Origin of the sequence: Brevibacillus sp. 1238 (assembly GCF_029892995.1) — a bacterium.
Classification (GTDB): Bacteria; Bacillota; Bacilli; order Brevibacillales; family Brevibacillaceae; genus Brevibacillus; species Brevibacillus parabrevis.
The window spans coordinates 36,590-58,073 of record NZ_JARXWC010000009.1 but is presented as its reverse complement, the minus strand read 5'-3'; the positions used below and the strand labels follow the sequence as shown (position 1 = coordinate 58,073).

Annotated in this window: 25 protein-coding genes and 2 tRNA genes; all 27 read right to left on the bottom strand. The window is 47.2% G+C overall.

Annotated features, from left to right (window positions below):
• Nucleotides 1–2 precede the first annotated feature (2 nt).
• The 27 genes from M2298_RS19455 to M2298_RS19325 all read right to left on the bottom strand — a co-directional run bounded on the left by M2298_RS19455 (nucleotide 3) and on the right by M2298_RS19325 (nucleotide 21,424).
• The gene (locus M2298_RS19455) at nucleotides 3–1,208 is read right to left on the bottom strand and encodes a DUF58 domain-containing protein (protein ID WP_122965617.1); all 1,206 of its coding nucleotides are present in this window, start codon (nucleotides 1,206–1,208) and stop codon (nucleotides 3–5) included.
• A gap of 14 nt (nucleotides 1,209–1,222) precedes the next feature.
• Complete coding sequence (locus M2298_RS19450; protein ID WP_122965618.1) at nucleotides 1,223–2,176, bottom strand: AAA family ATPase; 954 nt, start codon at nucleotides 2,174–2,176, stop codon at nucleotides 1,223–1,225.
• 237 nt (nucleotides 2,177–2,413) lie between these two features.
• Nucleotides 2,414–2,490, bottom strand: a tRNA-Arg gene (locus M2298_RS19445).
• A 182-nt stretch (nucleotides 2,491–2,672) separates the two neighbouring features.
• A tRNA-Gly gene (locus tag M2298_RS19440) sits at nucleotides 2,673–2,748 on the bottom strand.
• Nucleotides 2,749–3,068: 320 nt separating this feature from the next.
• Nucleotides 3,069–4,016: a thermonuclease family protein gene (locus M2298_RS19435; RefSeq protein ID WP_280648981.1), complete on the bottom strand. Its 948-nt coding sequence runs from the start codon at nucleotides 4,014–4,016 to the stop codon at nucleotides 3,069–3,071.
• 107 nt (nucleotides 4,017–4,123) lie between these two features.
• A complete protein-coding gene (locus M2298_RS19430; protein ID WP_280648980.1) occupies nucleotides 4,124–4,465 on the bottom strand; it encodes a YolD-like family protein in 342 nt (113 codons plus the stop codon).
• A gap of 92 nt (nucleotides 4,466–4,557) precedes the next feature.
• On the bottom strand, nucleotides 4,558–4,974 hold the full coding sequence (locus tag M2298_RS19425; RefSeq protein WP_280648979.1) for a hypothetical protein: 417 nt from the start codon (nucleotides 4,972–4,974) through the stop codon (nucleotides 4,558–4,560).
• 502 nt (nucleotides 4,975–5,476) lie between these two features.
• Complete coding sequence (locus M2298_RS19420; protein ID WP_280648978.1) at nucleotides 5,477–6,037, bottom strand: hypothetical protein; 561 nt, start codon at nucleotides 6,035–6,037, stop codon at nucleotides 5,477–5,479.
• A gap of 72 nt (nucleotides 6,038–6,109) precedes the next feature.
• Nucleotides 6,110–6,976: an ATP-binding protein gene (locus M2298_RS19415; protein WP_280648977.1), complete on the bottom strand. Its 867-nt coding sequence runs from the start codon at nucleotides 6,974–6,976 to the stop codon at nucleotides 6,110–6,112.
• 166 nt (nucleotides 6,977–7,142) lie between these two features.
• Nucleotides 7,143–7,289, bottom strand: a complete 147-nt coding sequence (locus M2298_RS19410) for a hypothetical protein (RefSeq protein ID WP_280648976.1) — start codon at nucleotides 7,287–7,289, stop codon at nucleotides 7,143–7,145.
• A gap of 1 nt (nucleotide 7,290) precedes the next feature.
• The gene (locus M2298_RS19405) at nucleotides 7,291–8,145 is read right to left on the bottom strand and encodes an N-acetylmuramoyl-L-alanine amidase (protein ID WP_280648975.1); all 855 of its coding nucleotides are present in this window, start codon (nucleotides 8,143–8,145) and stop codon (nucleotides 7,291–7,293) included.
• Nucleotide 8,146: 1 nt separating this feature from the next.
• Nucleotides 8,147–8,542, bottom strand: coding sequence for a phage holin family protein (locus M2298_RS19400; protein ID WP_280648974.1), 396 nt, complete (start codon nucleotides 8,540–8,542; stop codon nucleotides 8,147–8,149).
• 96 nt (nucleotides 8,543–8,638) lie between these two features.
• The gene (locus tag M2298_RS19395; protein WP_280648973.1) at nucleotides 8,639–8,773 is read right to left on the bottom strand and encodes a hypothetical protein; all 135 of its coding nucleotides are present in this window, start codon (nucleotides 8,771–8,773) and stop codon (nucleotides 8,639–8,641) included.
• Between the two features lie 25 nt (nucleotides 8,774–8,798).
• Complete coding sequence (locus tag M2298_RS19390) at nucleotides 8,799–9,116, bottom strand: hypothetical protein (RefSeq protein ID WP_280648972.1); 318 nt, start codon at nucleotides 9,114–9,116, stop codon at nucleotides 8,799–8,801.
• Between the two features lie 13 nt (nucleotides 9,117–9,129).
• A complete protein-coding gene (locus M2298_RS19385; protein ID WP_280648971.1) occupies nucleotides 9,130–10,788 on the bottom strand; it encodes a hypothetical protein in 1,659 nt (552 codons plus the stop codon).
• On the bottom strand, nucleotides 10,788–12,446 hold the full coding sequence (locus tag M2298_RS19380; protein WP_280648970.1) for a hypothetical protein: 1,659 nt from the start codon (nucleotides 12,444–12,446) through the stop codon (nucleotides 10,788–10,790). Before M2298_RS19380 ends, M2298_RS19385 begins: the two co-directional genes overlap by 1 nt.
• Entirely contained in the window at nucleotides 12,446–13,039 is a 594-nt protein-coding gene (locus M2298_RS19375) for a hypothetical protein (protein WP_280648969.1), read from the bottom strand. Before M2298_RS19375 ends, M2298_RS19380 begins: the two co-directional genes overlap by 1 nt.
• Nucleotides 13,040–13,070: 31 nt before the next feature.
• Nucleotides 13,071–14,189 (bottom strand): hypothetical protein, encoded by a 1,119-nt coding sequence (locus M2298_RS19370; RefSeq protein ID WP_280648968.1) that lies wholly within the window; start codon nucleotides 14,187–14,189, stop codon nucleotides 13,071–13,073.
• A gap of 13 nt (nucleotides 14,190–14,202) precedes the next feature.
• On the bottom strand, nucleotides 14,203–16,269 hold the full coding sequence (locus M2298_RS19365) for a DUF4815 domain-containing protein (protein ID WP_280648967.1): 2,067 nt from the start codon (nucleotides 16,267–16,269) through the stop codon (nucleotides 14,203–14,205).
• A gap of 11 nt (nucleotides 16,270–16,280) precedes the next feature.
• Complete coding sequence (locus tag M2298_RS19360; protein ID WP_280648966.1) at nucleotides 16,281–16,799, bottom strand: hypothetical protein; 519 nt, start codon at nucleotides 16,797–16,799, stop codon at nucleotides 16,281–16,283.
• Between the two features lie 11 nt (nucleotides 16,800–16,810).
• Nucleotides 16,811–17,539 carry a hypothetical protein gene (locus M2298_RS19355; RefSeq protein WP_280648964.1) on the bottom strand — a complete coding sequence of 243 codons (729 nt, stop codon included), beginning with the start codon at nucleotides 17,537–17,539 and terminating at the stop codon, nucleotides 16,811–16,813.
• Nucleotides 17,536–18,282: a baseplate J/gp47 family protein gene (locus M2298_RS19350; RefSeq protein ID WP_280648963.1), complete on the bottom strand. Its 747-nt coding sequence runs from the start codon at nucleotides 18,280–18,282 to the stop codon at nucleotides 17,536–17,538. Before M2298_RS19350 ends, M2298_RS19355 begins: the two co-directional genes overlap by 4 nt.
• Nucleotides 18,275–18,712 carry a DUF2634 domain-containing protein gene (locus M2298_RS19345; RefSeq protein WP_280648962.1) on the bottom strand — a complete coding sequence of 146 codons (438 nt, stop codon included), beginning with the start codon at nucleotides 18,710–18,712 and terminating at the stop codon, nucleotides 18,275–18,277. The genes M2298_RS19350 and M2298_RS19345 overlap by 8 nt, the downstream gene beginning before the upstream one ends.
• The gene (locus M2298_RS19340; protein WP_280648961.1) at nucleotides 18,709–19,140 is read right to left on the bottom strand and encodes a DUF2577 domain-containing protein; all 432 of its coding nucleotides are present in this window, start codon (nucleotides 19,138–19,140) and stop codon (nucleotides 18,709–18,711) included. The genes M2298_RS19345 and M2298_RS19340 overlap by 4 nt, the downstream gene beginning before the upstream one ends.
• Nucleotides 19,137–20,129 carry an XkdQ/YqbQ family protein gene (locus tag M2298_RS19335; RefSeq protein ID WP_280648960.1) on the bottom strand — a complete coding sequence of 331 codons (993 nt, stop codon included), beginning with the start codon at nucleotides 20,127–20,129 and terminating at the stop codon, nucleotides 19,137–19,139. The genes M2298_RS19340 and M2298_RS19335 overlap by 4 nt, the downstream gene beginning before the upstream one ends.
• 22 nt (nucleotides 20,130–20,151) lie before the next feature.
• On the bottom strand, nucleotides 20,152–20,706 hold the full coding sequence (locus M2298_RS19330) for a hypothetical protein (protein ID WP_280648959.1): 555 nt from the start codon (nucleotides 20,704–20,706) through the stop codon (nucleotides 20,152–20,154).
• Between the two features lie 55 nt (nucleotides 20,707–20,761).
• Complete coding sequence (locus M2298_RS19325; protein WP_280648958.1) at nucleotides 20,762–21,424, bottom strand: hypothetical protein; 663 nt, start codon at nucleotides 21,422–21,424, stop codon at nucleotides 20,762–20,764.
• Nucleotides 21,425–21,484 lie beyond the last annotated feature (60 nt).

The window sequence follows — 21,484 nt, the reverse complement described above, 5'->3', positions numbered from 1 at the left end:
GTCTAAGCACCTCCTATCCGCTTCCACTCTTGTTCATCGACGTGGATAGACGTACACGATACTTTGCTTCCGCCGAGCAGTTGCAGCATTCGTCTGCGCTCCTGGGAAATGGTGGCTTCGGCATGTACGTAGAACAATTGCACTCTTCTTCCTTTTTGCGACAACGCAATCAGTCGATTGACCAGGTCTTTGTCTACTCGCGGTGTGACGATAATCAGCGTTACACCTTGTTGCTGTTCCAGCGCTTCTCGCCCTACAACCCGTGCGAACGACTCGCTTCCTTGCGGCATGACTCGCGCCAACTGATCAAACACACGCAGGAAGTGGGCATGGGACAGCGCCGGAGCAATCGAGATGCGTTCCTTTTGCCTGTACACCAGCCCGTAGTGATACTGGTTCCGGTTGGCATACGCGATCAGGCTTGCACTTAGCTTTACCGCCGTTTCGAAAAGCTGGGCTGGCTGGCCCTCGTAGCTTTCCTTTTCTACATCAAGGAAAAAGACAGCCTGATTCATCGCCTGATGCTCAAATTCCTTTGTTTTTAAGCCAGTCCCTCTGGCAGATGCACGCCAATGAATCTGGCTCAGCCGGTCACCGCGCTGATAATCGCGTACGCCCCTTACCGCAGCGACGTCGTCGGAGCGCTTGTGTGACACGTGGACATTCCCGCTGAAGCTGCCATCGCCCAAAGCCCAATGCGTCAATTCCTTATAGCGTGGATAGACGAGAAACTCCTGGGGGAATGAAAACACTTTCCGCCTTTCGCAAAATCCGAAAAAATCTCCTCCGCTGACAACACACTGATCCAGCGTGTAAAAACCGCGTGGCAGGCTGGGAATGACGTAGCGAAACTCCATCTCTTTTTTAAACCAAGGAAAAATCAGCTGTCTGTGCGGCTCATACACGCCTGCGAGACGCTCCGGCAACGGCTCCACAACCATATGCCACCCGAGCGGAAACCGGATTCTCCGGCGCAGACGAACCGTCACAACGACGTCCTCGCCGTCCTGCAAACGATTGCGATCGATGTGGCGTTCTACCTCCAGCGTAGAGAACATGAGAAAATACGCCAGAGCCTCATATACCAGAAACACCAGACTGCTGTAAAAAAGAAACCAGCTGGAAAAACCGCCCTGAAATTTGGCGAAAACATAGGTGATCACCACAAGCAGGACCGCTTTGAGCTTACCCCATCTTTGCTGTCTCATTCGCAGTCACCGCCTCAGCTCACCGGCACTCGGGTTTCGGTCAAGATCACGGTCAGTACCCGATCAACGGTTGCTCCTTCCAGACGTGCTTCCGGCTTCACGATCATCCGATGGGCGAATACTAACGGCACCAGTTCTTTGACATCATCCGGGATAACGTAATCTCTGCCGCGTACAAATGCAAGTGCCTGCACCGCTTTATACAAGGCAAGTGACCCGCGTGGACTTACACCAAGGTAAATATGGTGGTGTTCACGTGTACGGTGGCAAAGCCGCACAATGTATTCTTTTACCCCTTCCGACACCTTGATCGCAGCAACTTCTTTCTGGAGCTGCGTCAAGTCTGCTGCCGACAAGACAGGCTCAAGCTCTGTGAGCGGATTCACATCTGAGAATCTCGACAACATCCGCATTTCTTCATCTACAGTCGGATATCCCAAGCGTAATTGCATCAGAAAACGGTCCAACTGTGCTTCCGGCAGTGGAAACGTTCCTTCGTATTCCAGCGGGTTTTGCGTCGCCATCACAAAAAACGGGTTGGCCAACCGATACGTTGTGCCGTCTACAGTGACTGAGCGCTCTTCCATTGCTTCCAAAAGAGCTGACTGTGTCTTTGGCGATGTCCGGTTGATTTCATCCGCCAAAATCACGTTTGCAAACAACGGTCCTTGCCGAAATTCAAACTCCATCGTTTGCTGGTTGAAGATCGCTACCCCAGTCACGTCGGTCGGCAGCAAATCGGGCGTGAATTGGATACGCTTGAACTCGCCCCCGATCGATTTGGCCAGAGCGCGTACGAGCATCGTCTTTCCGACACCCGGCACGTCCTCCAAAAGAACATGCCCATTCGCCAAAATCGCTGCGACCATCATCTCGATTACCGAACGTTTTCCAATCAAAACTTTTTCTATATTATCGATCAGTTTAGCAATTGCAGGATGCATTTGGTCCAATTTAATTGGGTTCACGTTGATACATCTCCTGTTCCATCTTATTCTTCCATCACGCATGTAACAAACTCTCGTTGTCACCTGTTTTCCCTTGTATCACCTGTATTGTTGATGTTGAAAATACAGTGTAATTCTAAAGTAATAGATGGAATTGGGAGATACAAGGAAAACTTACTTAAAATTTGTAAGAATGCAGCCGAGATTATGCAAAAAAGAGTAGGAATTGTTCCTACTCTACGGTTTCATATGAAGTAATGGCGTGCCCTGAGAGATTCGAACTCCCGACCTTTTGATTCGTAGTCAAACGCTCTATCCAGCTGAGCTAAGGGCACTTAATTGTAAGAGTCAACCTGAAACGGTTGAATAATGATGGAGCGGACGACGGGTCTCGCTTCTACTGGCACCACTTCGCCGATTTGCTACCCGACAAGCCAGATCTGAAGTACCCGTGACACTCTTCTTTGATGCTCTTCAAGGGTAAACCCGGAACGGGTGAGAGACCCGAGAACATCTATGGAGCGGACGACGGGTCTCGAACCCGCGACCTTCGCCTTGGCAAGGCGACGCTCTACCAATTGAGCTACGTCCGCATGTACATGAACAAAGGTTTGCTCTGGCTGCAAATCCTTTTTCTTATAAGGTGCGGGTGAAGGGACTTGAACCCCCACGGTCTCCCGCCAGAACCTAAATCTGGTCGAGGCCGTCTGACAGATTAGAGTGTAACATGATAAAACCTAATGGGTCAAGGGTTTTTCGTAAGATGTTTATGGTAACGCAGGATAAAAAATGATGCTTGCTGTTCGATTTGGTCCCCAATTCGTCCCCATTGTCCCCAATTCTTTGTTGAGTTTCTTCCATATTAATATAACGTCGTATCAAAAGCCCCTCTCTGTTGAGAAGGGCTTTTGTTTTACTTTTCACAGGCGATCCCGTCGTTATCACGATCAAGCTTCGGTCTGTAACCTGGCTCGCCTCTGTAGATCGGAGCCGCACCGGCTGCTTTTGCCTCGCTGCAATTCGCATAATACACTTCCTGAACCGGCTGCGGAGCAGGTTGTGGCTTAGGCTGTGGCTTAGGCGCTGAGGTTGTGGTGGCGTTTTTAACCGGAGTTGAAGCGTTCTTCTTAACCACTTCTGCGTGGTATCCATCTTCTTGGGCGTAGTTCTCGATTGACCAGATTCCCACGCCAGCCTTCTGGGCTTTTTCTTGGATTGCTCGGTACTCATCCACGTACTTGACGTTTGGAACATACACGTAGGCGACCCGGGCAAGCCCTTTCTCCAGCAGCGCTTCCTGTACGGATTTGCCATCCACATACACGTAGTAAAGCAGTCGGCCGTACTTGTCGGGCCCATTATTTACGTCCTGTTCGAGCTCAACGGTCTTGCCACTTAGCAAATCTTTGGTGAAATTTGATGCTTCTTTTCCGAAGGGCTGTTCGCCATGCTGTGGATGTTTGGTTTCCGGGGTATCGACCAGAAGAAAACGAACAGCTGCCTCCTTACCATTTAACTCAACCTTGATTGTATCGCCGTCTGTTACCTCAAGAACTTTCGCTTGAATACGTGAGGCAGTTGGCGTTACCGCTTGAGAGTCGGTTGTAGGTGTCTGGTTCGATTGATTTTGGGAAGCTATTGGGGCTACTTCCTTTTGCTTTACCTCTGTAGACTTACTCTCTTGAATTGAAACTGTTTGAACTGGCTTTTTCTCGCTGGCAGCATTACCAATACTAGAAATCAGAACAATTAATGCCCATGCGGTTCCTAATCCCTTACCAATTGCCCCGATCTTCTTCCATTGAAAAAGGATCATGATATAAGGAATAAAAACCCAACCTATGAACTTCAAAAATTTCAATGGCTTTTCCTCCTGATGGTCCCAGGACTATATTCGTGACATTTCCACGATAATCCAAGTACCCAAGGGTGAGCAAGGGTAATTGTCCGACACCCTTCGACAACCACTTAACTTGAAATCGCTGTTACATTATCTAATGGAACCCACTGAACATCTTCATCATTTACCAGCTTGATCCGGCGCGTGTTGTGGTCGATCCACTTCACGGTGCCCCACATGCTGCGGTTCTTGCCCAGATCACCTTTGACCTGCTGCCACCAGGTCACTGTGACGGCGTAGTCCTCGCGCGCTGCATCGCGAATCAGGTACTGAAAGGATTCAAGTTCATCCTGCTCCAGCACTGGCATTGGCACCAGCTTCTCGTCCTCGCGCATCTGCAGGTACAGCTCCCGTTGCTCCGGCAGGACAAATCTGATTGAAAGCGGATTATCTATCTTGCTGATTCTCATGCTGTTCGCCTCCAAATAAGAACATTTGTTTGTATTATATGCGAACAGGAGGGAATCTTGCAAATAAAATTAAGTCGGCAAACGCCGACTTGTCATTTCGTTATATATCGCCAAGCCTCTGAGAACCAATTTAAGTTTAGATCTACCACCTCAAGTTTTGTGTACTGATGGGGATTTCCGAGTTTCTTTAGTGTTCCAGGTGCAGTTACAGCAAGGTCAACTGTGTCTCCTACCCTAGCAATAGGAAATTTTTCAATATTAACCCACGCTTTCTGTGCAACATACTTGTCGTTCTGCATAGGTAGCTGAGGAACATCATCAATCCATCTAACTTTTGCTTGAGCATTTTTGACATCATCAACTATCGCAACATACACTGTAGTCACCTGGTCACCAAAAGCGCTAACCAGTGCACTTCTCACAAGCGGAAAAATAATACCCACAGCAATTACCACAGCGATTACCAATAAACCAAGTCCCAACAATTTATCTCGTAACCAGTATCTCATCATGTTCCTCCTGATAATAAATTTGGTCGACGGGATCTCGTCCAAAATCCCGCCGAAATGCAACTACTCTTTTGTTTTTTCGTTTTGTTCAGACGCTTTATTACGCTTTTTTTCCTCGTACTTCTTTTGTTGTTCGGGAGTAACCTCGAAGCAAAATGCTTCCAGCCCCTTTTCATGAGCATACAAACGATGACCGTTCCTCAGAGTAATGTACGGTGTGCAAATTAACATCTTTATCAATCCTCCTGGTTTTTTGTGCCTTGCCAGGAGAGAGCCATTCATGTTACATTTATTGTTGTCGAGGCAATAAAAAGGACGATAACATGAATACCCACTTTACACCAGACTGGTAGGCTCCCGGCAAGAATGTCGGAACAGCAACCAGTTTTTTATTTTGTTCTTCGATCTCATTCCCTCTCACCCCTTATTCTTTTTTTATTTAAAGTACCTTTATTCATTTTTCGGTTAAACCATTCTAATTTTTTTGAACTCGCTATGGAGTTCAAAAAAGTGAAGTATAAATATATTGCATTCCTTCTGGTGATCGATCTTCAATACGGTTTATTAATCCGCCTTTATAGAGTTTTCCAAGCTTCAGACTCACACTAGCCAACTCTTCCCCTAGGTCATCAGCTAACTCTCTTGCAGTTACTCTTTTTCTGTCGGTTACAAACGCCAAAATCGATTCCAGATTTCCTTGAAGATGACCTATGAGATAATAACCTTGTAACTTATCCAGCGCCCAGACAGCTTGTTTTCTTTCCTTCAATGCCATTTGAATATTTTCCTGATGACTTTTTGTCAGGTTCGATAGGATAATCCTCTTACCTGAGAGGAGCTTCGTGTTTTCTTGTAGTACTGCAATAATCTCATCAGAACAAGAAAAGTCAATAATCAGGACATTACTAAAATCAAGAAGTATAATATCCTCCTCAATTGAATGAGCAATCGAGATAATTTCGTTCCTGATAATTTCACCGTCAGGGCGGATGGAGAGGAGTTTTGTCTCAACAAGCTGTTCACTTAGGCCGCCAAGGTCCAAAACCTTTACTGAACCAATCATGCTCACCCCTCCTTTAAACAAAAATATTATAAACCCTTACAAGGAAGATATTATATCTTCCAAAAAGGTTTGTCAATCATTTTTTTGTGGTAAGATGATTTCAATTTGGGTGCCAGGAAAAAATGGAAGTCCTCCATTTATTACTGGTATGCCATTCTCTTTGATAAATATGTCGGCAGTTCCAGACCGAACATATAGGGTTCCTGAGAATTTTTTAACGATTTCCCTTGCTCCTTTGTAGCCCAAACCTCCTCTACTTTTACTTGACTCTCCCTCGAGTACGGCCAGATTAATGGCAACACTGTCGTCCCATACAGACATGTAATTACCATGAGTCGGTGTTAAGCTCTCTTTAATACCAATTCCTTTATCGGATATACACACGCTAATATATCTAAGATCACTCTTCGGGAAATGGTATCTCTGAGCACATACATAACCATATGATTCGCTGTGTCTAGGGATGTTTTGTAGTAATTCAATTAGCAGTGAGAGGAAGCTAGAAACATCATCATCGTCATACAACAGTTCATATTTCAGGATATTATAAGCTTGGTCAAAAACCGCTTGAACTGTTTTTTTAATATCACTGTTGTCTTCAATACGCGTGATTTCAAGCAAACTCTTGTTACCATCATCCTTAACAGTCTGGTCCATTATTCTCAAAATGTTATCGTCTAGATATGCATACTTCTGAACTAAAGAGAAAAAGTTAGCTCTTGCCATGTAAGAAAGTATTTTATTATTTGGCAACAAGATATCATTGGTAATGCTTAGATAGCCAAATAACTGCAGTAACAGAACCATCCCATAAGGTTGTGCGAATGTTACCCCAGTAAGATCAACATTATTGACCGTCTTGGTATTAGCCTTTTGTAGTGAGGCCAGTGCCTTTGAAATTTGATTCCTGTCAAGACTGCCCGATAATACGAGATCCATTTTATTTCACCCTTATTGTTTCTGTTTTTAGCATACTATGTGAAAAAGTAGGGTGTAAATAAAATTGAATGTCTTGTTTCAAATAATTATTAAAAAACACGCTAGATGCAAAAATTTCAACAATGAAAACCCTCCAGCGGATCACTCCGCCAGAGGGCTTCGTCGTTTACAAGATCGTATACAGGAACGATGCGATGATCTCCACGATCTGCCGCTGCTGCTCTTCCGTCAGCAGTCCGTAGCTGCCAACAATAGCGAGGACGCCGATCACGATGAGGAGCAAGCCCCTTTTGTTCTGTTTCAGCCAGTCCATCTTACACACATCCTTTCGTCAGGCGCACTGTTTTGGTTTCCCCATCCCACTCCACCGTCAGGCCGAGCGCTGCGCCGATCTCCTTCGACCAGGCGTAGCCGGTGCCCTCGATAATTTCCTCGTTGATGTCCTTGCCATTCACTTTGATTTGTTTGGTCAATTGGCACCACTCGACCTTGCCGCCAACTGCCTCTGCAACGGCACGGATCGGCAGCCAAGATACACCATCTTTGAGGTAGCCGGACGCCGCCAGGCGCTTGCCGTTGATCTCCACGAGCACCTTGTCCACAGGCTTTTGTGCAGGTTGTGGATTAGGCTTTAACGCCTGCTCCACATCAGCCTTGAACTTCGACCATGCCTGCGTCGCTGTCAGTCCGGTAAAGCGGCGGGAGAAGTCATCTGACACGAAGTAAGCCGGGCAGTTTTTCCCGGTGATGTCAAAGTGGCGCCACAGCTTGTCTACACTCCACCCGTACCGCTTGAGAATATCCGCTGCCAGCTCCACTGTCCGCTGATACATCACCTTGAAATCGCCGTCTGCATTGACGCACATTTCGATTCCGATGGTTGCGTTGTTCGGATAGCTGCTCAACCTGGCAACCGCCTCCGGCTTGTACGACTTAGCCCCGACGTGATAGCCCATTTCCGTCTCAGGCAAACACCTGATAATTTGCCGGTCATCCACGATGTAGTGAGCGCTAGCTTCTGTCGTCGGCTTGTTGAAGTAGTTCCGGTTCGCCACGGCATCAGCACCTTTGCCCTCGTTGGCTGTCCAGTGGATGACCAGTCCTTTCGGGACAATCTTTGTACCTGGCCTGGCCGTCTTGTTGGTCAGCATCATATCGATGATTTGCATGTTACTTCCCTTCCCCTCTCCCTTTTAGTACCTCTACTGCTCGCTTAATCAATTCCGGAACGGGCAGGCCAATGCGTCCCGCGTTCTCGATGATGGACAGCAGCTCGTTTGCCAGATAGAAAAAGATCGTCGCGTCGCGGATGAAATTTTGGTCACCCAGAGACATGTCGATCAGATGCGCAATCGCGACCATGCAGAAGATGAACACCTTCCGCGCAATGCCGATCATGCCGACCTTGCTTTTTAGCTTGCCTTCCATGCCGGACGCAACCATTCCGGTGACGAAATCAAAGATTACGAATGCCAACAACACACTGAGCAATGCCGACCATCCACCAAAGAGAAAAGATGCAGCTGCGCCGCCAAGTGCGAATACTGATTTGATGATGTTTTCCATGTCGCTCTTCCTCCTCACCCCCTTGGGGCAAAATAAAGAGAAGCCGCCTCGGCAGCTCCCCATGAAAAAACGCCTCCCGCTTTTGGAAAGGCGCTTCTACTTTTGCGATGTCTCAACGATCATATTGTATTCTTCCTGAGTAAGTTGTTGTGGCGTCCGGTTGACTAGCTTCATCAGATCGGCATTCGTCACTTTTTTCATGACCCACATATTCAGCATAAATGCATACATTGACAACACTTCCCTTTCGGATTAGTCACGCTTGAGAAAGAATTAATTGCAAAAGCGCCTCTTCGGTCGCAGCCTGCCTCGCTTCCAATTCCGCAATCTTCTGCTCAGGCGTTTTGTATTCAACATAATCTTCGTTCAAACCAAAGCTTCCACCTGTATCTAGGATGTACTTATGCGGACCGAAATCCGCCGGAACGTCGTTGTCATCTACTTCTCTGTAATCCAACTCACCATTTCCATCGAAATAGATAGATTCGTCGGTTGCCAGTCCTTGTTCAACCCGTTTGATTGTTGCTGTTTTCGCTACTGCGATTCGTGTGTTCTTCTGGAAAACGATATACACTTTCTGTCCCTCCTTATACTGTTGGCGGCTTGCTTATACCCAGAAAATCTCTCATCAACAGAGTTTTTGCATCCACTCCGGTTCCAACGTATGCCGACTTTATCAAATTTGGAACAAGTGGCACAGCCGAGCTTTTTGGCAAATAGGCAAAGTATTCATATCCGTTTACCAAAGCCGCCACATTCAATTTCACGATACCCCGCAGGATAACATTGGAATTTTTATCGAAGATACCGATGATCATGCCTGTGTCAAAATATTTTTCTGGAAACAGCCCAACCGAAGTCCCGCTTGCATTCGTCGTCCTGGTATTTACATAGGCGTACTGTCCGGTGGGTGTCTTGGTTATGGCAAAGTGAACCCCGGGCGATGCTCCGCTGGCATCAAACATAGGCATCGGATCGCCGAAAATCAATCCGTTCGCATTGCCCGTTAATTCGACCACAACCGCAAGGTTCATGTAAGTAGTCGTCGACCCCGCGTTCCCAGCCCAAGTATTTGCTGCTTGTCCCATAAAAGCTACCCGATATCCAGATAGCCTTATCGCCACCGGAAAGCAAACAGGAAATCGACCTATTTCGGGGTGCGTGTTGAGTTGGTGAACCAACTTAGAACGATAGTACCCCTTCCCTCCTATGGAATACATGCTTGGTAACGGAGAATTTGCGTACGGGTTATCGACTTCGTAGGTTTTTATTACTTTGATATTCAACAGGTTAGCAACATCCATGAGGGACACATAGTTTGCGAAGTATCCGCCTTTGTTGTCCGCATAATAGGCGACAACGCGATTTTGGCCGATGTTCATGAGTGTAACGTATTGGCTGTCGGCAGCTATCAAGTCATTGTACGCTGCGTATTTTGTGAGTGCCCTTGTCGATGAGTTGATTGTCACCACGTACGTTCGCCAGATAGATACTTGCACACCCGTACCCGACGCATACTCTGACCTGCCCATGATCAGAACAGAATCTTCTCCGATTCTGCAAACGTCACAACCGTCTCCATAACTAAAAAACGTTCCAGCTTCTATATACGTTGCCGTTCCGTTTGAGGTGGAGATTGCATCGTTGTCAACAGTGAAACAAAGCAGTCGCATTTCTCTGCTACCGTTGTTGGCATGGTACATAACCAAAACACCGCGTTCACTCAATACAGAAATGATTCGCGGCGCATAAACGTACCCATTTACAAGGATTTGTGACGTAACTCTTGTGAGATTTCCGATTGAATCTACCGAATATACGCCCGCCCAAATAAAGTCTAGCGATGAGTTGTTGTTCGCCTTCGCTCCTACGATCAGTATTTTGCCATTCGGCAAAATATGAGCGTAAATGTGCGTGAATCCCGTCGCTCCTCCGGCGTCTATATTGTAAGAGTTGAAACTGGATGTTTGTGGATTTACTGCTTGGGCATACAAAGTGCCATCGCTGGAAGTCACATGGATCATCAATGTCGGAGAAACAAACAAAATAGCTGCCCTGTGTTGATGTGGGGCATTTGCTTGTGTATAAGTGGCTGGAACAGGTATAGACAACGGCGGATTGTTGACCGTTTCGTCGATGGTTTCTTTTAAAGCAGCTTTCACCTTTCCGTTGTTTAACAAGGTCGCCATATGCCCTTGGCTGGGTACTTTAGAAGCGAATGGGTAATTTTTAATAATTGTTTCCACTAGCACATTCCCCCTTCTTCTGTTGCCGACCTTCGAATCAACAACTCGGAACTGGAAATAGCGATACCGATAGGATTTTTCGTCTTTTCTCTCGTCAGCTTTCCGTATTTATCAGCATAGTACCTTGACCCGGGAACCAAAGACAACCCCCGAACAATTCCTCTCATTTTTACCTTCACTTTCTCTCCACCGCTTGCATTTCCTGTGGAAATACCGATTGGTTTTTGTTCGATCATTACCATCCCTTCCACAAGCGTCGAAAGATCGCGAGAAAGGGTCAGGCCGACCAATTTAATCGACGTATGTGGACTGACTGTATAAGCATCAGTCACACGTATTCCACCCATCAGATCATATCCACTCGGGGTGGTTCCGCTTATGATCCTTTGTGACTCCAAATTACCGACGCGATATCCAGAATAAATCGTTGCAGCATTCGTGATTGTCACTTTCGACACAGGCATAATCTGATTCCACTTATACTCCAAAGGCGTACTGAACGCATTTACAAAGTCGATCAGGTAGTAAGTTGTCGTGGTCGCTGTGTAAATGGCTACGATGACGCATGAACTTTTGCTTGATCCAGAATCTACATTAGCGATGTCGTCTGCGTTCACAACTTCAATCGCAAGAGCATCCCCGTCGCCGTAAACGCCATGCATGAGCTTGGCGTTTGCTGTATCGAACGTGAACACGCCACCTGAATACTTGATTTTGAACAAACGAATATCAAATGAACCATTCTTGCAAACAACCCAAAATTCATCTGGATATACCGTGGAACGAACGATGCCGTATGTTACGGTTCCGATAGTGACGGCGTTTTGATGCACCATTCCCGAAAAACCGAGGCTCGGGCTTGTCGTTCCTGAAAAACTCGCGTATACGATGGTCGACATCGTACCTGACGTTCCCCACAAAATCACAGCTCCATTTGCGTATCGTACACCTTTAGCCCACACGTACGTCGTGTTTGCCGATGACACCGTGTAAATCGTAGAGAAGTATGCCGTTCCGGTGGAGTTGTTCACATACATTGCCATGGCGCATGCATATCCGCTCGAATTTCTGTGAGTCAGTACGAATTTTTCGTTGGATATACGAATGATGGTTGTATAGTACATGCTTGTTCCTGAAATTCCAGCTACCGTTTCTGTAAACGTCAAACTCAAATCGCTGCCAACTCGAATAAAGGCAGCTGCCAAAAACGATGATTTAAGCCCGACGAAAACAGCCGTAAGGGTGCCTGCTTGTGATAAGGCCGACATTGTATTGAATGTCCATCCGTTCAAAAGATATTCCTGGCCCTCTTGCACCATGCCATCATAACTATATCGGATCGCTTTAAAACCGATCGTCGTCGATGTTTTCTGATAAGCGATGACAGATACCGCTTCTCCATCTTCCTCCAACCCAACGTACGCTTTTAAAGCCATACCGTCAGCCACTTTTCCCGATGCCGTTATCGCTGTTGCATACTGCTGCCAATATTCCCGGGATGTCCTTACCTTATTTGCATTAGCTCCTGTTCTTATCAGCTCCACAGCATCGCCTTTTACGATGGATTGTCCCGCGATAACGTCAAATGTGTTTTCTATGTCGATATCAGACGTACCTTTCCTGCCGCCGATCAGCCCGTGCTGTTGGAGTATGTCCATCAGTATTCCCCCAGTTTCTCTTCATAAAGGTCGCCGTCCTCGTCATAAAAGAGCGCTGACGTCACAACGGACACCGGAGTTGTCCCATCTGCTGCATACCGCGTTTCTGTTCGTCGAGAATATCTTCCACTCTCGTCAGGCAACGTCAGTTCGCTCTTGGTATGCATCGTTCCATTTCCTCTGAACGACCTGACAACGGTATAAACACCATTGATGTCTTTCTCCGTTCTTTTGACATACAAAACTCCCGTGTCGTTTTCGACATTATTCATCCTGGTCTTTAATTCCGGGATTTCGCTCGCAACCAAGCCGTTCACCGCATCCGTTAGTTGACCTTGGTCGCCAAGGACGTTGTCGATTCTCGCGTCGATTCTTGTGACGTCATCTGTGTGTGCCGAAAGAACAGGCTCTATCTCGAAGCGAAATTTAAATTCAAGATCACTCGCTGTGCCTATCGCCACTTGCACCCCTGCTTCAAGATTTTCAACCTTTTGATCATAGATATCAAACGCTCGATTGATTTTTTCCGCACCCGCTTTAAGAGAATCAGGTGCGGAAGGATCAAGGACAATGCGTTCCGTGTTCGTCGCCATGTCTGATCCCTCCCCTTTTCATCGTTGAATTTTATGTCAAGTGAACCATCAGATTCCGCGCTTTGGGCGTAATCACTCGCGATGACGACAACTGCCTGATTCGGACGCGTGCTTTCGTGGAAGCAGGCACGTTGGCCGCAAATTTCAATTGAACAAAGTTTTGATCGATTTGCACGGAGGAAACAGCTGACCCGAAGCCAACCCAGTCCGTACCGTTCAATGTATACTCGACGATTTGATTCGTGCCCGATGGCGTGTCCAGTTCCACATAAGCTGTGATCGTGGTGAAATTCGTCGCGGACGTGATTTCGCGACTGATATACGTGCCACTGTCCTTGTATGCCAACGGGAACGCACCGACAGCAGCTTGCACGACGGCAGAAGACCCTTTGGACTTGAAAACAGCACGAATATAGATTTCATTTGCCGTCTGTCCAAAAGCCGTCACGCTAGCATCATCAAGCGCGTACCAGTTTACATTGTTCGGCGAATACTGCCACTGAATCTCCGCGCCCCTCGGAACGATTTGAGACGCGGCGAGCACCATCTGAGCAGCTCGATCAACTGACATCTTTTTGAATTTCAAGTAGTAGTTCGCAGTTAGGAATTTCGCGCCGATCAACCTGAATTTTAGATCCATGTCCTGGTGCGCTGTCCATGCAGATGCGTTCGAGGACGAGAACAGCAACCCAACATCATACGGCTGCTTTGCAACAATTTTTTGAGACACAAGATCTTTTTCACCCATCTTCGCTACGTGTGCCCGGTAGTTCGAAGATGGAGTCAGTAGGACAATCGCATATTCGACGTTCGCTCGCAGAAGGATCGGGTCCGGAAACCTCACCCGCGTAGCGACCGACCCGTCCGCAGAAACTTTGACATCCTTCGCGTTGACAACGGTTGACGTCAGAATAGTCATGGACGGATAACCATTAGCTACCGTCCGCAATTGAACTGTCACGTCTGCGTTTGGGTCTTTCTGGCCGAAGTAAAGGTCGAGCGCTGTAACATATCGTTCTTCGGTCAAAAGGAAGGTTTGCGCTAGCGGGTCGTATAGCCGCCACGACGGGATTTCCCAAAGTGTTGATTCAATTACTTGTTTGCGCCCCACAGCAACGTAGGACGCTTTTGCTTCGTTTTGCTTCGCCATGTCCCTTTCCCCCCTAGACTTCGTTATAGAAATACACTTCGCGGGTTCCGCTGCGAATGTTCGGCGGAATCATAAACTTGCACTGGAATTTACCCAGCCCGTCTGCTTTGATCGTTCCCGGTGCTGAACCTGCGACCGTTGTCCCCATCGGAATCAGTGGTACAGTGACACCGTCGAAAGTAGCTGTGATATTGTTGCTCATCGGCTCGAACGCTTCGCCGTTGACGATCACTTCTCGCTGGCGAATGAACGGAATCGCTTCGTCCAGCAAGATTGCCGTCGTGGTCTTGGTCGTCCCGACTTTGCGCCAGTCGTCCCACCATCCGTACACATTTTTCGTGATGGTCTGCTGTTCGATCCAAGTGTCGCTCGACGGCGTCAGACGAATGGTCGCAATGTTCCCAAACACCATATACGGGTTGAGGTTCATTGTTTGTGTCGTGAAGGACTGGTCGATCAAAATTTCTTCAGTGTATGGCGACGTGACAAGCCTTTCATGCACCCTTGCTGTCGTGCCTGCCGTGTCGACTTCGAGATCAAAGAAATTCCCGTCGATTGGTAGTTGCAACACCTTGTCGGCTGGGTTGATCATAGCGTCGAAATCTGGATGACCGATGTCCGTGCGCTCGAAATTCGTAAAGTTGTCGGTGAAGATCCCTTTCTTGGTCAAAGATGGATCGGAAAGCTGTGCTGCTGTATCAAGGCTCTGGATTGCTTGGTTGTATTCAGCTCGTTCCAGCCGTTCCAGCAGCGACCGCAGTTCCAGCATGGTCAGACGTTTCGGCTTGCGATTTGTAACAACGACTTGGTCGCTGTTCGGTGGCAGGTATAATTCGCCCAGCTCCAAAACATCAGGCGGCGACGTTGGTGCAAAAGCCGTGACGGAAGGCTGCCCTTGGATGACTTTGATTTCATTTCTTGCGTCGATGTAATACACATCTTTTCGGGACAGGTAAAAGTCATAGGTCGTTTGGAACTGGGTGCCGCTGACTGGCTTGTCGCCAGACAACCACTGAACCCCGTCGTTTTCGAGCTTGGCGTCGGTTCCAAGTACAATCACCTTTGTATAGTCATACGTAACCGTGTATGACGTGCCGCCCGCAGGCTCCGCGCCCGCCAGCGACCAGTCGATGGAATCACCTGATTGCTGGTAGTCCGTTCCTTTGCTGTATGTCGTTCCGCCTTGTTTCACTTCGACCACGTTTACGACTGGCGTCAACGGCAACACATCAGCGGTTCCCCCGATGTTCCCGCGCGTGATTGTATCGGTTCGTCGGACGGTTGCTGTGATTTGAGTGATCTGTTTGACAGGGTTCGAGTTCAACGGGTAAAAGGACGTCCCGCTGTTGTATGTTTTCGTTTCGTTGACGACAGTCCGGTATTCCAATGCTTTCGGTACTTCGATCCTTGTCGGCACCAACCGTGAAAGTTCGTAGCCGAGGACATACGCTTTCCCGGCATCAACAACAAGGTTCACGCTACTTTCGTCTTTCGGCTCAATATATCCGTCCATGCCAGACACAAGAAAAGATCCGCTTGTATCGTATGTACGACGAGCCAGAACGGGCGTAAACCCTTCTAGTTCGGGCGGAACCTTTGCTGTTACCAATTCGCCGTCAATCAGGCGGTACATGGTCGTAGCTGCCGGATCGTTGACATACCAGTTCGGGATCGTGATCGTTCTATCTGCACCCGGCATTCCGAAGTTGGAGTGCGCTACTGCTGGGTCAAGTAGGTCAGGGTCATCCTCAAAGGTGACAACGGTCATAGTCACCTTCAAACCGACGTTTGCTTCCCCGACACCAGTTATTGGCAGAGTCGTGTCAGGGATGTCGTGAACGATACCATCCAGGTACACGCGAGCAGGAGTTATGCGCAACTCAGTCTTGTCTCTGTTGATATACAGCTCTCCGCCTTCGATGACGTGTCCTGCACCAAAGATGATGTCACCGATTTGCTTGTCTCGATGCAGCGCGATGGATTGCATTTCGTTCAACTCCGCGCTTTGGATTCTCCTGCCTCCGTTGATGTCGACCGAAACCCACTTTTTGTTTGGGTCAAAACGGTTGTAATGGGTCATGGTTCATCCTCCTACAGTTCGATGATATACTCGATGCTCTCGCGTGAGTGTTTGTCGCGTACGACTGGATCGAGATTCGATAGATTGACAAAAAAGCCATAACTTTCGACATCATCAGGCAGCGCGACGTCCTTGTTCACTGGCACGCCTGTCCTTAGCTTTACGTTAACGAACACTCCCGTTTGCCTGTATGTTGTGACCGGGAACTGATCGTACTTGAACCACGCTTGCACGTACACCCAGCGGGAATTGTTCGCGATTGCTTCTTCCTCGCTGACAAGGCGATACTTTTGCCCTGTTGTGATTTCGATGTCCCCTGCAGGATCAGGCAACGCATACCTGACTTGGTCTGCTCTTTTTAGCGCGACCAAGTTTTCGATCGTACCGTTGTATGTAGGCTCCGGCACTACTTCTGGCGTGCCGGGCCAAGGGGTATCCTTACCTGCGCCAACAAAAATACTCTTGTTGTGGATAAAGTTGTAGGCGTGAAAGGTTCGCAGCCCTACCACATCCGATGATTTGATGCCCATTCAATGCCCTCCTACGGTATTACCGTGATTTTCGATCGCTGGACGACCACTAGCTTGTCCACGAATGTGAGGTCATCCAGAAACGTTATATTTGGCGACCAGAAATTCTTACGCTGTCCGTCACAAATCGACGAAAAATACTGCGTTCTGGAAACACCTGAGTCCATTTTCCGACCGCTGACTTCGTCGTCGTCTCTTTCCTTGAAGTTACTTGTCGTGAAAAATCGAGTCTGTTTGGTGGTGGTCTTTCCTTGCTTTGTTTTGAGGTATGCTGCAACTCTGACACCGAAGAGGTAACGGAATCCTGCAAGTCCCATCAGTTTTACGATTCCTCGTGCGATTCCCACAGTTTCTGGTGTCGCGTAAATAACCGAGGTTAAAGGTGCAAACTCCCAGCCGTCGGCCAACACGCCGAAGTCTGAAAGTACGAGACCGTCCTCCGGCATAAGACGGTAAGACTCCTGCAAACCAAAACCTTGCGCGAGCACGGACTCAACGGTCATCCTGCCGTTGGTTGCTCTGAGTTTCGCCAGCAAGTCTTCGTCGTCAGCAGCATCAAGCTCGCGTCTCCAAAGTTCCAATGAAGGCTCATACATAAGATGAATGAAAAACGCTTTCCAGATGTCGCTATCCGCTGGTAGATAGCCTGAGACTGCATCCATAATCGCCCGCATGTGTCGGCTTTTTTTATAGTAGCTAGGCAGCTCAGCCATTAGCACATTCATCTGCTCTTCGCTCATATGACCGTCACCACCGGGTCAATTTGTGCATCCGGGCGAAGTGTCATACTGGTCGTCGGGGAAAGAATCCTAGCGTCAGTAGCACCAGCACCAACCAACACTGCAAAAATCTGAGCAAGGAATAAGGTCCCACCAACACCAATAGAACCCGTATAATCCAATATAGTTTGTCGTGCCTTTTCTTGGTCCAACCCAGTGACTGCAACTTCAATGTTTACAACTTGTTTACTTACAAGTCGAACCACTATATCAAGGCCAGGTGTCTTGCGGCGATCAATTAGTTCACGAACCGTCTCCAATAAATTAGGGATCGTACCGCCAACAACTAAGTCAACAGTGCCGATCCCCCGTATCAAGTTGAGCGCTCGCGCATAATTTACGCCTGGTATAGATAAAGCCCAACGTTCATAATCCGATATCGATCCACCGCGCTCCGGGTTGCGTTTATGACGCAAAATTCGATTGCGCAAGTATTCAGTTGGTTCGTCTTTATCAAGGGCCAGACCATAGTCGACCGCCATGAGCTCCAGGTATTTCCTCGTTGCGGTTACACCAAAAGCCTGTTCGATAATCTTGCCGCGTTCTGTCTGGTGCTTAAAAAGAGCTTTTCCAATCGGAGCAAGCGCATCGTAAATAATTGAGCCTTCGCTTCTGTCCAAGTCCTCCGGTACGGTGCGGAGCATGTCATATAATATCTGCTCAAAGGTCGATCCTTCCATGAAGCTCAAGTCCGTTTCAGACATCTATCACCATCTCCAACACCCCTTCCTCTGTAATGATCGAAAAGAAGATTTTCAGTTTGTTGCTGTCCCATTCAAACGCGAACTTTTCACATCGCTCGATGCCGTATAGATACTCCAAAGCTTCACGCACCAAGCGCGTCGCCTCTGCTTGTTTCCAAGCCCTCGTTCCACTACCCCTGATGATTTCTTTCAGCTCATGCCCATAGTCCGACGAATAAATAGGGAACGTATAACGATCCGTTCGTAGTGCTTTTGTGGCTTTCTGTAGCAGAGCCTCTTCACCGTCGATCATGACTGACTTGCCATCAGGTCGCACGACAAACTGACCAGTTTCGAAGTCGAATTTATATGTCCGAAGCACATTGGGGATAGGAGGCCGTTCCCGTTCAGAACTCTCTTCTTCTACCAAAAGGAGCGGGAAAATACTCATGGCCTCACCACCCGATCTATGATGTAGTAGGCAGATTCTACGGATAGGACCAGTACCTTATCATCTTTCTTTAGTACATCCTCTGATTGCAGCTCCACATAATTGTGCTTGTACGAGGTGAAGGGAGCTGCGAGATCATCCGTGTCTAAGAAGTCTTCTTTCTTCATGTCGCCCAGATCCCGTTCAGCCTTTTCTTGGTGCGTAATCGAGACAATCCGTTTATGCCTCGTCAAATGCTCCACCACAGTAAGAAACTCCTTGCCGATCGGCTCAGTCATGCCATCTATCAATATTTTCAAATCCGGTGAAGGCTTTATGACAGTTGCCAACTCAATTCGAAAATCTTTCTGAGGTGGCTTTGCCCCATTCTGACTTTGATTTTGATTAATGCCCGACAGAGTTTGAGCAAGCTTTTGAAACCCGTTCACTTTCCACTCACCTCCATCTGTAAATCAAGCTTCATCTCATGGTATCTCGGGCGAATGGTATGGCTATCGCCGAAGACTGTATATGTCCCTTGGAGTGCCGTAATTTCCTCGAAAACCTCGATCTTCGTTCCGGCAATGACATCATCAATTCCCAATGAGGTAACTGCTGCCTGCTCCTTCACTCTGCTCAAATTCTGCATCTCTTGCTTGGCAATCGATATTATGTTTTCTCGATCTTCATCCTGAATTTCAATTACCTTTACAAGATGGCCGTATCGTTTGGCTTTGTCAGCATCCACCTCGTCATGCAAGACAGAAATATAGTCACTATCACTCCCAATCACCCTTACAACTGTTCGCATATCTGCAATGGATCGCTTGCGCTCCGCATTTAATAGATTGCTACCTTGCTGAATTTTCCATTGTTTTGTTTGACCTCGCTGCGTTCCGACATACACCTTACCTTGATCAATCCAGCACCAGTAACGGACGCCAGTTGCCCGGTAAATTTGATTGAGGACATCGACAACTGCGTCCCATACGCTTTTACCACGTATGACTTGTTTCTCAACAGCGGGCATCGCTCCGATCCCACCCACAGGGATTCCATGCTGTGCAAAAATGAGCTTTAACAGCTGATCGGCAGGTCCCCCTAGATACACCACAGCTACATCGTTATTGAGTAAATAAAAGCCGAAGTCATATGCTACTGGGTTGATGTCGCCTTTTGACGACTTCCCCAGATCAACAACAATCCCCATAAAGAGTGATTTAACCGTACCACCCGTGTACGAAATCAGCTCCATCAGGTCACCTTCTTCCACATCCACATCAGGCCAAAATCTGTCCCGGCCATTGTTTGTCTTAACGGCCAGAGTCCGCTTTGCCTCCTGCCGACTTCCAGACCAAGTCGCTTCTGTAAAGGGGAGGCGAAGTGCTTTTTTACCAGGCTTTTGGAATCGAACCTCATAATGATATTTCGGAAGCATCTGCCCCCTCCTTCCTGCCCTGTCATCGTGAATTGTACTTGTCGACTAAAGACTCTTTTTCGCCGCCTTTTTTCTTTGTTGCTGACACTTTGGCTTTTCGTGTATCTGGCCGTTTTCCTTTCGCCGTTGTTTGGAAAGGAATATTTACATCAGTGCTCTCAACCGAAACGAACCTATACTCTTTCAGTGCTAAAGTGAACTCCAGATCAAACCCGTCCCAATCGTAGCTGAAATCTCGTATTGTCACTGGAACATTGATTTCACTTCCTGTTACCGTGAATCGAATGGGGTAGCCTGAGTTTTTCCAACGTATAAGAGTATTCTTAAATTCTTCAGGAGAAGGAAACCCATCATAGTCACAATCCCCCGGATCATATGACTCTGGCCATCTGGTTGAAAAAGAATACTCTTCCAATGTTGATTCTCCGATGATAGTTGCCTCGCCAATGGCGACAAGATCAATATCGATGTAGCTATGCCCGATCTTTACTGCTATTTTCGGCGGGATGACAGGTAGACGAAGCTTTTCAACGTTATTGTTCCAGGTTAACCAGAACTCCAGATGCTTGAATTTCATCTCCCCTACCTCCAATAAAAAAGACGCGACTCATATTGAGTGGCGTCTAAAACGTTTATTTTACTTTCACAAATTCACTTACGTATTTTTCCCTCTCAGTTTTATTGAAGTAAGGATTAACGATTTTTTCTCGCCACAAATCAAGACTTGTATCCTTATTCAAATCGTCAAGGTTAATTTTGAAATAACTTTCGGCCATTTTCCGGTCCATTTCACAACTATACACTTTTCCATTTATCGGTATAATAAGTTCTACTTTGTTTAAGCTAGGGAATTCTCTTAAAATGCGTACGGGTTCCTCCATTAGTGTTTTGTTTATGGCATCACCTGTGCTCCAATAATCGTTAAAGTCTTTTTCGGAAATAGTGCTATTAGAATTTAAGCTCTTAAAGTCTTGATAATCACCCATAAGTGTGATTATTGCACTATTATCCGATACATCGACTTGTTTCAAAAAGGTCCCACCTCTAATTTTGGTCGCATATGTTTTTAACCGCTCTATCTCAGATGCTTCCAACTTCTTAGCTACGGTTGTCGAGGTGATTTCCTTATTTGGCTCTACATTTCCAACAGCACCTATCAAAAAGATAATCAATCCAGCGCCAGAAAGCATGAAGTTTCTTTTTGCCTTACCATTCTTTCTAATTAGCGAATAAAACGCGATCCCTAGAAAAATTAAGAATCCCAAGAAGCCTACGACTCCGACTACCACCCACATTCTTGTAAAGCCTCCTTAAAAAAGATAAAGAGGTATTCTCCGTTATGGAATGAAATACCT